This window comes from Desulfobaculum sp. SPO524 (genome assembly GCF_044987625.1).
In the GTDB taxonomy this organism is placed as follows: domain Bacteria; phylum Desulfobacterota; class Desulfovibrionia; order Desulfovibrionales; family Desulfovibrionaceae; genus Desulfobaculum.
The window spans coordinates 914,061-926,919 of sequence record NZ_JBJDSB010000002.1; the positions used below are offsets into that span (position 1 = coordinate 914,061).

Below are 12,859 nucleotides of genomic sequence, written 5' to 3' on the forward strand. Positions count from 1 at the left end.
CCCGAGCCATACGTACAAAGAAATCTTTCAGGCAAGGAGAGATGCCGTGTTGAAATTTATCGATCAAATTGACCTGAGCGGCAAAAAACTACTTATCCGCGTGGACTACAACGTCCCCATCAAGGACGGCGTTATCGCCGACGACAACCGCATCCGCGCCAGTCTGCCCACGGTGCAGCATGCCTTGGAGCAGGGCGCGGCCCTTATTTTGTGCGCGCACCTTGGCAAGCCCAAGGGGCAGGTCAAGCCGGAATTCTCCCTCGCCCCGGTGGCCAAGCACCTTGGCGAACTGCTGAGCCGTCCCGTGAAGATGGCCCCCGACTGCATCGGCGACGAGGTCAAAGCCATGGTCGCCGACCTGAAGCCCGGCGAAGTGCTGATGCTTGAGAACCTGCGCTTCCATCCCGAAGAGCAGGCCGGTGACGACGCCTTTGGCCGTCAGTTGGCCGAGCTGTGCGACGTGTACTGCAATGACGCCTTTGGCACTGCGCACCGCGCCCACGCCTCCATGACGGGCATTCCTGCCCACGCCAAGGAAAAGTGCGCAGGCTTCCTGCTCAAGAAGGAGTGGGAGTTCCTCGGTGAATCCCTGGCCGATCCCAAGCGCCCCTACGTGGCTATTTCCGGCGGCTCCAAGGTGTCCTCCAAGCTGGGCATCCTGAACAAGCTGCTAGAGAAGGTGGATTCTCTCATCATTGGCGGCGCCATGGCGAACACCTTCCTGCTGGCGCAGGGCGTTGGCGTTGGGGCCTCTCTGGTGGAGAAGGACCTTGTGGACGAAGCAAAGCGCGTGATGCACACCGCCGAGGAGCGCGGCGTGAAGCTGGTTCTGCCCCTCGACTTCGTGCTGGGCGAAGGACCGGACGCCGCAGCAGCGGTGAAGACCGTGGACGCCGCAGACGGCATAGACGACGGCCTGATGGCTCTCGACGTGGGCCCCAAGACCGTCGCCCTCTACCGCGAGGTGCTTCAGGGCGCCAAGACCGTGGTCTGGAACGGCCCGGTCGGCGCGTTTGAGAACCCGGCCTTTGCCGAAGGCTCCATGGAACTGACCAAAATCGTTGCCGGACTGGCCGATGCCATGACCATCGGTGGTGGCGGCGATACTGGCTCCTGCCTCAAAATGGCGGGGCTGGCGGATAAAATGACCTTCATCTCCACGGGCGGTGGCTCCTTCATGGAATTCATGGAAGGCAAGGACCTGCCCGCATTCACCGCACTCAAGGAGTAGCGCAATGAAGCAACTGATGGCTGCCAACTGGAAGATGTACAAGACGGCCGGCGAAGCCCGCGAAGTCGCCGACGAGCTGGTGAAGCTGGTCGGCGAGGTGCCGGAAGGACGCGAGGTATTGGTTATTCCGCCCTTTACTGCGCTGTACGCCGTCGCCGGAGCCATGAACCATGGAACCGGATTCCACCTTGGCGCGCAGAACTTCTATCCCGAGGCCGAAGGCGCGTTCACGGGCGAAATTTCGCCGGCCATGCTGCGCGACGCATGCTGCTCCTACGCCCTTGCCGGGCACTCCGAGCGCCGTCACGTTATGGGTGAAGATGATGCCTTTATCGGCCGCAAGGTGGCCTACGGCCTGGAGCAGGGCCTGCGCATGATTTTGTGCGTTGGCGAGCTGCTGGAAGAGCGTAAGGCCGGCCGTGTGGAAGAGGTTTTGCGTTCACAACTGGAAAAGGGACTTTCCGGCGTACCGCAGGACGTTCCGGCGGAAGATATCGTCGTGGCCTATGAGCCCGTATGGGCTATCGGTACCGGAGAGGTTGCAGGTCCGGACGAAATCGTGCATGCTCACGCCTTCGTCCGGAGTGTCCTCGTTGACCTCTTTGGCGAAAAAGGTCATGAAATCCGCATCCAGTACGGTGGCAGCGTGAAGCCTGCCAACTGCTCGGAAATCATAGCGCTTGACAATGTTGACGGTGTGCTGGTAGGAGGCGCAAGCCTACAGGCTGAAAGCTTCAGCCAGATCGTCAAGGCATAAGCAACACGACCCGCCAAAGATGCGGGATTCAAGGGAGTTTGATTTGGAATCCTTAGTTCTTACTCTGCACATTCTTGCCTGTCTCATCCTTATCGTGCTGGTTCTGTTGCAGTCCGGCAAGGAAGGCATGGGTGTCATCTTCGGTGGCGGCTCCAGCACCGTGTTCGGTTCCTCCGGCGCAGGTGGACTTTTGACCAAGCTGACGGCGTTCCTCGCCGCAATCTTCTTGGTCACCTCGCTGGTCTACAACGTGCTCACCAGCTCCAAGCCCGGTGATGAGTCTATCATGACGAGCGTCCCCGCCGTGACCGAACCCGCTCCCGAAAAGGCCGCTCCCGCTGCCAAGCCGGACGACATCCCCGTCGCCCCGGCCGAGGAAAGCGCAGAGTAGTCTGACATAACGCCGAAGTGGTGGAATTGGTAGACACGCTATCTTGAGGGGGTAGTGGCCGAAAGGCCGTGGGAGTTCGAGTCTCCCCTTCGGCACCAGAGATTACAAAAGCCCGCAGCATACGCTGCGGGCTTTTTTGCGTCTGATGGCAGGGGGGCGTTGAGGCAGGGGGAGTGGAGGGAAGAGTGCCTTCGGCGACTTGAGCTCTTAGGTCCTTCGGCCTGAAAGGACGGAGGGTCTTAGAGATCAAGAGAGCAGAGCTAGTTAAGGAAATAATTTCCTTAACAATCCTTAGGATTTTCTGGGCGGAAGCCGCCCAGAAAATAAGGGTGGGGCACGGGCGGGAGTTGTCAGGGGTGGCGGCAGGCCTTTCTGCGCGCAAATGGGCTGTGCGCATGCAGGATTCTTAAGGACAGTCGTCCTTAAGCCCCCGGAGGGAATATAAGTGCGGCACCAGCACACGGCATCGGAACAGCAGGCTATGGATGAGTCCTCCCGCGCGGTGAATGAGCTTGTACCCCTAGCAGAGAAGTTGAGCGCGGTTATCGCTAACCTGCGCAATCAGTAGTCTGTGTCATACCCTAGGGCGATGCGAAAATCGCCGGATATTCTGCGCCCGTCTTCCTCGCTTGAGGAAGGTGGGCGCAGTCGTTTGGGGATTTTCCCCGTGCTGGGGGGGACTGCCGGGCGAGGGGCCACCGTGGCGAAAAAAGCCGCTGTTTGCCAAAGGCGTTATGACAAAGAGGACTTAGACTCTAGGGCGGTCATGAGCTAGATTCGCGCGTTCGGCAAGAGGCAACCTCCTTAAATGGTCACGGAGGTGTGGAAGTAATGCATAACCCGTTATCCTGGGGGGATGGCGGAGGCAGGGTGAAATGACGAAGAGAGATGGATTTACTTCAAACATTGGCGTGACCCTCGCAACGCTGGGGTCCGCTGTCGGTCTTGGTAATATTTGGAAATTTCCATACATGACGGGCATGAACGGCGGCGCGTCGTTCTTGATCGTGTATGTGCTGTGTACATTCCTCGTGGGCCTGCCGCTGATGGTTGCGGAGATTCTTATTGGCCGCAAGGTGAAGGCCAACGCCATCACCAGCTACAAGAGTCTGTCGCCCAAGGGCCAGCCGTGGTTCCTTATCGGCGTGAGTGGCGTGCTGTCGGCCTTTTTGATTCTGGCATTTTATTCCGACGTGGCGGGCTGGGTTTTCGCCTATATTTTCAAGAGCATCGTGCTGGCCTTTACCGGCCCGGCGACCGCTGACAGCGGAGCCGTGTTTGCCGAGTTGGTGGCCGACCCTGTGCGGTCCCTGCTGTGGCAGTGGTTCGTGCTTATCTTTGTGGGCAGCATCATTATGATGGGCGTCTCCAAGGGTATTGAGGGGACGGTGAAGCGCTTGATGCCCGTGCTGTTTGTGTTGCTGATTGTCATGGGCGTGCGGAGCATGTCTCTTCCCGGAGCCAGCGAGGGCCTCACTTTTTTGTTCTCCCCGGATTTCAGCAAGCTGAGCTTTACGGCTGTTCTTATGGCCATGGGCCTTGCGTTTTTTAAGCTGTCCGTCGGTATGGGCATTATGACGACCTATGGCAGCTACTACCGCGACGACCAAAACGTGCCCGTGACTACGCTGCGCGTGATGGTGGCCGACCTTGTGGTGTCGCTCTTGGCTGGTATCGCCATTTTCCCGGCGGTGTTTGCCTTTGGCATGGCCCCCGAAGCTGGGCCGTCCCTGTTGTTCGTCACCATCCCCAAGGTCTTTGAGTCCATGCCCCTTGGCGGCGTGTTTCAGGCGTTGTTCTTTATCCTGACGGGGCTGGCCGCCACGGGCGCGATGCTGTCGCTTCTTGAGGTGCCCGTTGCCTTTGCCACCGAGACGCTTGGTATGTCCCGCGCCAAGGGCACCGCCCTGACTGTTCTGCTGCTGGCCGCTGCTGGCGCCCCCGCGACGCTGTCCGAAAGCGTGCTGTCCGATGTGACCATCTTTGGGCTGAACTTCTTTAGCCTGTATGATTATATGACGCAGAATGTTCTGCTGCCCCTTGGCGGCGTGGCCGTTTGTGTGTTTGCAGGATGGGTGTGGGGAGCGGAGGCCTTCCGCAAGTGCCTCACCAACAACGGTGTACTGCCCCTTGAGAAGGTGGCAAATAGCTTCCTCTTCCTGCTGAAGTTTGTCACCCCTGTGCTCATCATGATTATCATGCTGAAGGGGCTTGGCATCTTTTAGCAGTCCTATGGAAGGACGCGGTATAAAAACTCGCCCGGCATAGCGCGGGAATGCAGTGGAGCGTTCTGTAGACGTGCGCTCACAGCGCGCGCTTTGCGGTGTGTTTTGCGTCATAAAAAGTCACAAAATTGTGACAATATCTCATAGCGCTTCATGCATGTGAAGTGGAGAACAAGTAGTGCATTGACGAGGGGTGTGGCAGCGTGCCGCGCCCCTCATTTTTGTATTGTACTTCGGGCGGTAAAGAAGTGTGCGTCCTGTAGTGTTGCAGTTGCACGGCGGAGTTATAAAGATGCATCTTTTCAGGGAGTTATGCGAGGCGGGTTGTTTGACTCCAGCGTTGTCCTAGGGTACAAGGCGCAGTTTACTCAAGGTAGGCTCCTTGCATGGTCGCTGGGAGCGTGTACGCAACGTTCAGTCCGTTGTCCGGGGGGGATGACGGAGGTAGGGGTGATATGAGCAACAGAGACGGGTTTACATCGAGCATCGGCGTGACCCTTGCAACACTCGGGTCTGCGGTCGGTCTCGGTAATATTTGGAAATTTCCCTACATGACGGGGATGAACGGGGGCGCGTCCTTCCTCTTCATTTACGTCCTCTGCACTTTTCTTGTGGGGCTTCCGCTTATGGTGGCGGAAATCCTCATTGGCCGCCATGTGAAGGCCAATGCCATCACCAGCTACAAGACCCTGTCGCCCAAGGGCCAGCCGTGGTTCCTTATCGGCGTGTGCGGCGTTATCTCTGCCTTTTTGATTATGGCGTTCTACTCGGACGTCGCAGGCTGGGTTTTCGCCTATATCTTCAAAAGCATCGGCATGCTCTTCTCTGGGCCAGAAAACGTCGATACCGCCAAGATGTTCACCGACTTGGTCAAGGACCCGGTCCAGTCGCTGTTTTGGCAGTGGTTCGTCCTCATCTTTGTGGGCGGCATCATTATGATGGGTGTCTCTAAAGGTATTGAGGGCACGGTGAAGCGCCTGATGCCCGTGCTGTTTGTTCTGCTCATCGCCATGGGCGTGCGCAGCATGACGCTGCCCGGTGCATCCGAGGGGCTGACCTTTTTGTTTACGCCGGATTTCAGCAAGCTGAACTTCACCGCCGTGCTTATGGCTATGGGCCTCGCGTTCTTCAAGCTGTCCGTCGGCATGGGGACCATGACCACGTACGGCAGCTACTACCGCGACGACCAGAATGTGCCCATCACCACGCTGCGCGTTATGCTGGCGGACCTTTCCGTGTCGCTGCTGGCCGGTATCGCCATCTTCCCGGCGGTGTTTGCCTTTGGTATGGCTCCCGAAGCCGGACCGTCCCTGCTGTTTGTGACCATCCCCAAGGTGTTTGAGTCCATGCCCCTTGGCGGCGTGTTTCAGGCGCTGTTCTTCATCCTGACCGGTGTGGCCGCCACGGGCGCCATGCTGTCGCTGCTTGAGGTTCCCGTCGCATTCGCCACCGAGACGCTTGGCATGTCCCGCGCCAAGGGCACCATTCTTACCGTGCTGCTGCTTGCCGCCGTGGGCGCGCCTGCCACGCTTTCCGAGAGTGTGCTGTCCGACGTGACCTTCTTCGGTCTCAACTTTTTCAGCCTGTACGACTACATGACGCAGAACATCCTGCTGCCCCTCGGTGGTGTGGCGATTTGCCTGTTCGCCGGGTGGATTTGGGGGGCGGATGCCTTCCGCAAGGCCCTCACCAACAATGGCCTGCTGCGCCTTGATGGTGTGGCCAAGATGTTCATCTTTGTGCTGAAGTTCGTCACCCCCGTGCTGACAGTGCTCATCATGCTCAAGGGCCTTGGCATCTTTTAGTCAGGCTCTGCCGCGGCAGTGAGCGCATCACGATGATACAACAAGGGGTACGGCGGTTGCTGTACCCCTTTTTTACTGATTCCCCATCTCGGCCAAAGGAAAGCGCCATGATCCGCGAATTCCGCACAGAAGACACCGACGCCGTCCTCGCCATTTGGCTTGATGCGTCCCTTGCCTCGCATGCATTCATCGACGCTGCATTCTGGCGCGGAAACGTCCAAGCCATGCGCGATGTCTACCTGCCCCTTGCCCGGACGTGGGTGTACGAAAAGGAAGGCGAGGTTGTCGGGTTCATCAGCATGAATGGGGAATATGTCGCCGCACTCTTTGTCGCGCCCAAGTGGCAGGGCAGGAGAGTGGGGACGACCTTGCTCAACCACGCCAAGACCCTTTCATCCGTGTTGCGCCTTGCCGTCTACACCGAAAACACCGCCGCGTGCCGCTTTTACGCGCGCCACGGCTTCACTCTGGTGCAGGAACGCCTTGACGAAACAACCGGCCACCGGGAGCAAGTGATGCGTTGGGAACAGCCCGGTTCTACCCGTTTTACGGCTGATGGCGGGAAAAATGACGTTGAACCATAAAAAATGATTGACGATATGCCGTCATATCTTATAGATACCTCTCCGTCAGCGGCGCAGAGCGCCACCTGACAATACCCCGTGCCGAAGTGGTGGAATTGGTAGACACGCTATCTTGAGGGGGTAGTGGCCGAAAGGCCGTGGGAGTTCGAGTCTCCCCTTCGGCACCATAGACGACAAAAGCCCGCAGCACACACTGCGGGCTTTTTTGCGTCTGATGGCAGGTGCGTTGGAGTGTGGAGAGGAAAGATGAGAAGAGAAGATGCCTTCGGCGACTTGAGCTCTTAGGTCCTTCGGCCTGAAAGGACGGAGGGCCTTAGAGATCAAGATAGCAGAGCTAGTTAAGGAAATAATTTCCTTAACAATCCTTAGGATTTTTTGGACGGAAGCCGTCCAAAAAATAAGGGGTTGGCCGAGGCGCGGGAGTTGTCAGGGGTGACGACAGGTTTATCCACACGCAACCGGCCTGTGCGCACGCAGGATTCTTAAGGACGGTAGTCCTTAAGCCACCGGAGGTAAATACAAGTGTGGCGTAACCACCCACAGGAGCGCCAGCGCGGCATCTGCCGCACGAAGTGTTACAGTTTCTTGACGGTTGCCCTGTCTCCGGCGTAGGAGAAAGGGCTTTTTGTTTGTGAATATCGGAGAATGGAATGAACAGCAGAATTGAGCGCATTGTCAATGCGACGAAATACTCCATGCAGGGGCTGCGGGCTGCGCTGGGCAGTGAGAAGGCTGTGCAGGAGGAATTTGCCATCTTGGTCCCGGCGGTGGTGCTGGGGCTATGGATTGGGGAGACGGGTGTTGAGCGGGCGCTTCTGATTGGGAGCTGGATGGTGGTTATCATCACGGAGCTGCTGAATTCCGCAGTGGAGGCCGTGGTGGACCGCTTTGGCTCCGAATGGAACGAATATTCCAAGCTCGCCAAGGACCTCGGCTCCGCCGCTGTGTTCATGGCATTGGCCCTCGCCGCTGTGGTGTGGGGTTGTATTGTGTTTGGCTAAGAGAAGAGAGAGTGAGAGAGTGAGAACCTTACAGACGTGGCTGTTTGGCCTGCTGTGCGCTGTGTCCGCTGCGGTATATAACCCGCAGATTTACAAGCTGGATGCCCTTGGCATTGGGTGGGATGTCGTGGTTGTGGTGGCTTTGCATGGCGCGCTGGCTATGCTCTTTGGCCGCATTCCGGGCGTACGCTGGGCGTACTTTACCCTGATGAACCTTGCTGGCTGCGCGACGACATATTTTTATACCGTATTTGGCGTAACAGTGAATTATGACTCCGTGGCGTGGCTCTTTGAGACCAACTCCATGGAGGTCAACAGCTTCCTGACGTGGCGGCTGTCGCTGCTCATGGGCGTGAGCTTTCTGCTGGGGCTTATACAGGCCAGCCTGTCAAAGCGAGTGCTGGGAGATGTTCCTCTCAAGCGGTACGCCGCCGTGTTTGGCGTGGCGCTGCTTGCCGTTGCAGGGCTGTACAAGGGCAGCTGGGCATTTTTTAAGTACATGGACTGGCAGCCGACGTATGAAGCTATCTCGCTGAGCAGGGTGTCGCCCATTTCCATTCCCAAGGCCATCCGCATGTATATCCATGAGGAGGGCGAGTCCGAAAAACTGTTGGATTTGCCAAACCCGGCTGATGCCCCGTCGCAGCTGGTGGTTGCAGAAGATGAACGTCCCACGGTGGTGTTTATCATCGGCGAGAGCGCTCAGGCCGCGCATTTTGGCATTAATGGCTACGAGCGCCAGACCACGCCGCGCCTTGCGGCCATGCCGAACCTGCTGAATTATGGCGTGTGCCGGTCCTTCGGCAATACCACCCGCGTGTCGCTTATCGGCATGCTGACGGACGCCCGTATCAAAGAGCGTAAGCCTCAGCATGCGTCGTTTATTAACTTATTTAATAAGCACGGCTATGAGACGTATTTCATTTCCCGCCAGAACAAGCTGGGCCGAAGCGGCCACCTGACGGACGCGCTGATTTCGTGCAGCAAGCATGTGAAGTACGTGAAAGGGCGCGATATCGAGCTGGTGCGGCATATGAACGAGGCCATTGGCGACACCTCCGGCAATCTTGTTCTGCTGCATATGGTTGGCTCACATTTTTCGTACAAGCATCAGTATACCGACCAGTACCGGAAGTTTGTCCCTGATGACTACGTGAACGAGGAGCTTTCCAAATATCACCAGAACGTCATCAACGCTTACGATAATTCCATCCTCAAGACGGATGATATGATTGCTTCGGTCATCGACGCGTTGCGGGATAAGAATGCTGTGGTCTTCTACACATCTGACCATGGCGATTCCCTTGGCAAGCGCGGCGTGTTCCTGCACGGCACCACCGTGGAGCAGGAGCAGTACGAGGTGCCGTTCCTCCTTTGGTATAGCGACGCCTTCAAGGCCGCGCGTCCGCAGACCGTGGCGCATATGCAGGCCGCTGTGGGCACGCCTGTGACGCACGACTTCATCTATCATACGCTGGTGGGACTGGCGGGTATCCGCTCCGATGTGCTGGACGCCTCCCTTGACCTGTCCGGTACTATGCAGTCCGGCGTTGCCGAGGTGGCGCAGCCTGAGGCCGCTGCGGCGGTGCAGTAGCGGGCGGCCTTGTGTCTTGCCCGCCGGACGTGGAACTGATACCACTCCCGCTGGCCAGACCTTGCCGGGACGGCGCTGTGGCGTGCGTTTCGGCTGAGATATACAGACAAGGCTCCGGTCACTGTGACCGGGGCCTTTTTCATGCGCGTGGCGGAATTGACGCAGCGCGCCGCGAGGCCCTTTCTCGAAGACTCTCCACCGGAAGGCGCAAGCCTCCTGATGCAAAGAAGGCCGTAATGCTCGATTTTTCCAAGATTAAGACGTTTCCCATCGCTGAACGCGAGAACAAGTTTCACCTTGGCATGATGCTGCGCGCCGGTGACGCCGCCGCGCCGGAGACGGTGCCCAATATGCCGGACCTCGTGGAGCATGTGCTCCGCGCCAAGGCGGAAGGCGGCAAGGTTGTGGTGATGATGGGCGGCGCGGTCATCAAGGAAGGATGCGGCGCATTGCTTATCGACCTGATGAAGCGGGGCGTTATTGATCACATTTCGGGCAATGGCGCGGTGTCCATCCATGACTTTGAGATTGCCCTCATCGGCCAAACCTCCGAGCATGTGCCAAATGGCCTGCGCGATGGCAGTTTTGGCATGGTGGAGGAGACCGGCGCGCTCATGAACCGCGCTATCCGAGAGGCCGCGGCAGAGGGAAAAGGCTACGGGTACGGCATTGGCCGCATCATCGAGGCCGAAAACCTGCCACATAAGGAAGAAAGTGTCCTGTATAATGCCTACAAGCTGGGCATCCCCGCCACCATTCATGTGGCCGTGGGGGGCGACATTATCCACCAGCACCCGGCGTGCGACGGCGCGGCGCTTGGGGCGACGTCCTTCAGGGACTTTGAAATCATTACAGAGACCATCGCCAGCATGGGCCGCGGGGCGCTCCTGAATATCGGGTCTGCGGTGCTTATGCCCGAGGTCTTCCTCAAGGCGCTGACCATTGCCCGCAACCTTGGGCACGACGTGTCCGGGTTCACCACGGCGAACTTTGACTTTCTTGATATGTACCGCCCGCGCACGCGCGTACTCCAGTGGCCCGAGGAGCTTGGCGGAACGGGCATAGATATTCGTGGCGGTCACAGACAGACCGTTCCGGCGCTGTATGGCGGTATCGTCAACCATCCTAGGGCGATAGCGTTGCGCGCCCGTGAGGGCGATGCGGCGTAAAGCGGGCCACTCCAGCCGGTACTTTTTCCAGGCGTATTGCCGCCCGTGACAAATGAAAAGACGGCCACAGCATTGCGCTGTGGCCGTCTTTTTTGCGTCTGGCGTGTTGAAAAATGACGGCTGGCGAAAGGGGCGCGGTGGGGGTGTCATGCTGCCAATTCCGAACTCTCCTCCGCATTTGTCTTTTTATCCTTTCAACAGGGGGGCTTGCCTGTCCGTCTGTGTGCTCCTGTGGACTGGTTCCTTCTCCCATTGAGGGGCCGCCCGCTCGTCTCATGCTCCTGTCTGCCCTCATGCTTTTGGGCTATGACGCCGCCTGCCGCATCTCTTTTCCGCCCCGTGCCGCTTACTGCGGCAACACAGTGCGGGCGTGTTTGACCACAAGCTGGGTCAGGATGTTTACGGCGTCCACGTCCAGCCCCCATGTATGCCAGTACAGGTGCAGTTCCAGGCATTTGTCCGGGGCGAGGTTGATGAGCAGGCCTTGTTCAAGCTCCCGCAGAACCTGCAATTCCGGCACAAGGGTGTAGGCCATGCCGCGTAGGGTTGCCTCTACAAAGGCCTCGGACGAGGGCATGATGTGAAAGGGGATGTCACCCACCCTGAGGCCGTAGTGCTGCTCCAGAAAGCGGAAATGCAGCTCGTCCTTGCGGTTGAAGATAACGGCGGGGGCGCGGGAAAGGGCGTTTTCGCTGACGCCGGCCGGGAACCACATCTGCGCGAAATCCGGGGCCGCGACAAGGATGTAGCGCATACGCCCAAGGGGAAAGGTCTGTCCGCCCTGCACCGGGGATGCGTGCGAGCCAACACAGCCCACCACTTCGCCGCGCTTGAGCAAGAGGTGTGTCGTCTCCTGATCATCCAGCACAAGGTCCAGCAGGATGCCGTGCCGGAAGGCCAGCGGCGCAACGGCCTCCAGAAACCACGTCGCAAGACTGTCGGCGTGCACGCCAATGGACAGCGTCACCGGCCCCTCCACAAGCTGTGGCGACAGCTCCATGAGCGTTTGTTCTTCCAGCAGGCGCACCTGCTCGAAATGCCGGAGCAGTTTATGTCCGGCCTCGGTGGCCGTGACGGGCGTCCCCCGGACCACAAGGGCCTGCCCCATGCGCTCCTCCAGCACTTTCACCCGCTGCGATACCGCAGACTGCGTGATGTGCAGAACTCGGGCCGCGTTGTCAAAGCCCTGTTCCCGTATAACCGTCGCAAGTGCCTCAAGGTGCTTGTAATCGAGCATTGGCGTCCTTCCGTAGTAGTATTAGCAAAACTTATAGGTGATGAAAAAAATGAGTTTTACTGATTTAAACAGGTACCGTAGAGATAGAGGCCAGTCAAACATTTGTAGGAGGACAAGGTACACCAATGTTCATTATGCCGTTTCTTCAGGGAATGGGGACCGGAGCGGGTCTTATTATTGCCATCGGGGCGCAGAACGCCTTTTTGCTGTCGCAGGGGATTCGCGGCAATTATTCCTTGCAGATAGCCCTGCTGTGCAGCATGTGCGATGCCATTCTCATTACGGTTGGGGTCTCGGGCCTAGGGACGCTGGTGGCCAATAATCCCGACCTTGCCCGCATTGCCGGGTGGGGCGGTGCTGCCTTTTTGTTCTGGTATGGCCTTGGCTCCCTGCGGAGCGCCTTTTCCGGCAAGGCGCTGGACGTCATGCAGGAGCAGAAAAAGTCCCTGCGGGCTGTTTTGCTTGCCACCCTTGGCGTGACCTTTCTGAATCCGCAGACCTATTTGGATACCATCGTCCTGCTTGGCGCCATTGGCGGCCAGTTTGAGGGGCACGGACGGTTTGTTTTTGGCGCTGGGGCCATCACAGCGTCGCTGATGTGGTTTTTTACCCTGTGCTTTGGCGCGCGCCTCTTGGCGCCGTACTTCCAAAGCGCCAAGGCGTGGAAGGTGCTGGACCTGTGCACCTGCGCCATTATGTGGGCAATCGCCGCGTCGCTTGTTCGGGGGCAAATCGTCCTCTGAGCGATGTGGAAATGATACAGTTGATTATGGAACCGGAAAGGGCCGTGGCGGACACCACGGCCCTTTCCTTTTGGGGCGTGTGGGTAAGGCGCGCTGGAAGCGGGACCCGAGACGCAAAGCGA

Annotated in this window: 11 protein-coding genes and 2 tRNA genes; 12 read left to right on the forward strand and 1 reads right to left on the reverse strand. The window is 58.3% G+C overall.

Features of this window, described 5'->3' with window-relative positions; all coding sequences use genetic code 11:
- Positions 1-49: 49 nt before the first annotated feature.
- The 11 genes from ACI3L3_RS09705 to ACI3L3_RS09755 all read left to right on the forward strand — a co-directional run bounded on the left by ACI3L3_RS09705 (position 50) and on the right by ACI3L3_RS09755 (position 10,757).
- On the forward strand, positions 50-1,231 hold the full coding sequence (locus ACI3L3_RS09705; protein WP_404845220.1) for a phosphoglycerate kinase: 1,182 nt from the start codon (positions 50-52) through the stop codon (positions 1,229-1,231).
- Positions 1,232-1,235: 4 nt separating this feature from the next.
- Positions 1,236-1,988 carry a triose-phosphate isomerase gene (tpiA, locus tag ACI3L3_RS09710; RefSeq protein WP_404844912.1) on the forward strand — a complete coding sequence of 251 codons (753 nt, stop codon included), beginning with the start codon at positions 1,236-1,238 and terminating at the stop codon, positions 1,986-1,988.
- 43 nt (positions 1,989-2,031) lie between these two features.
- Positions 2,032-2,379, forward strand: coding sequence for a preprotein translocase subunit SecG (gene secG, locus ACI3L3_RS09715; protein ID WP_404844913.1), 348 nt, complete (start codon positions 2,032-2,034; stop codon positions 2,377-2,379).
- 11 nt (positions 2,380-2,390) lie between these two features.
- A tRNA-Leu gene (locus tag ACI3L3_RS09720) sits at positions 2,391-2,477 on the forward strand.
- A 777-nt stretch (positions 2,478-3,254) separates the two neighbouring features.
- Positions 3,255-4,604: a sodium-dependent transporter gene (locus ACI3L3_RS09725; protein ID WP_404844914.1), complete on the forward strand. Its 1,350-nt coding sequence runs from the start codon at positions 3,255-3,257 to the stop codon at positions 4,602-4,604.
- A 455-nt stretch (positions 4,605-5,059) separates the two neighbouring features.
- Positions 5,060-6,409: a sodium-dependent transporter gene (locus ACI3L3_RS09730; RefSeq protein WP_404844915.1), complete on the forward strand. Its 1,350-nt coding sequence runs from the start codon at positions 5,060-5,062 to the stop codon at positions 6,407-6,409.
- 107 nt (positions 6,410-6,516) lie between these two features.
- The gene (locus ACI3L3_RS09735; protein WP_404844916.1) at positions 6,517-6,993 is read left to right on the forward strand and encodes an N-acetyltransferase; all 477 of its coding nucleotides are present in this window, start codon (positions 6,517-6,519) and stop codon (positions 6,991-6,993) included.
- A gap of 80 nt (positions 6,994-7,073) precedes the next feature.
- Positions 7,074-7,160 (forward strand) — tRNA-Leu (locus ACI3L3_RS09740).
- A 483-nt stretch (positions 7,161-7,643) separates the two neighbouring features.
- The gene (locus ACI3L3_RS09745; RefSeq protein WP_404844917.1) at positions 7,644-7,994 is read left to right on the forward strand and encodes a diacylglycerol kinase; all 351 of its coding nucleotides are present in this window, start codon (positions 7,644-7,646) and stop codon (positions 7,992-7,994) included.
- Between the two features lie 19 nt (positions 7,995-8,013).
- Entirely contained in the window at positions 8,014-9,588 is a 1,575-nt protein-coding gene (locus ACI3L3_RS09750; RefSeq protein WP_404844918.1) for a phosphoethanolamine transferase, read from the forward strand.
- 236 nt (positions 9,589-9,824) lie between these two features.
- Entirely contained in the window at positions 9,825-10,757 is a 933-nt protein-coding gene (locus ACI3L3_RS09755) for a hypothetical protein (RefSeq protein WP_404844919.1), read from the forward strand.
- A gap of 346 nt (positions 10,758-11,103) precedes the next feature.
- On the opposite strand, the gene ACI3L3_RS09760 is transcribed toward ACI3L3_RS09755, so the two are convergent.
- Positions 11,104-11,994, reverse strand: a complete 891-nt coding sequence (locus ACI3L3_RS09760; protein ID WP_404844920.1) for a LysR family transcriptional regulator ArgP — start codon at positions 11,992-11,994, stop codon at positions 11,104-11,106.
- 125 nt (positions 11,995-12,119) lie between these two features.
- On the opposite strand from ACI3L3_RS09760, the gene ACI3L3_RS09765 reads away from it, so the two are divergent.
- The gene (locus ACI3L3_RS09765) at positions 12,120-12,737 is read left to right on the forward strand and encodes a LysE/ArgO family amino acid transporter (RefSeq protein WP_404844921.1); all 618 of its coding nucleotides are present in this window, start codon (positions 12,120-12,122) and stop codon (positions 12,735-12,737) included.
- Positions 12,738-12,859 lie beyond the last annotated feature (122 nt).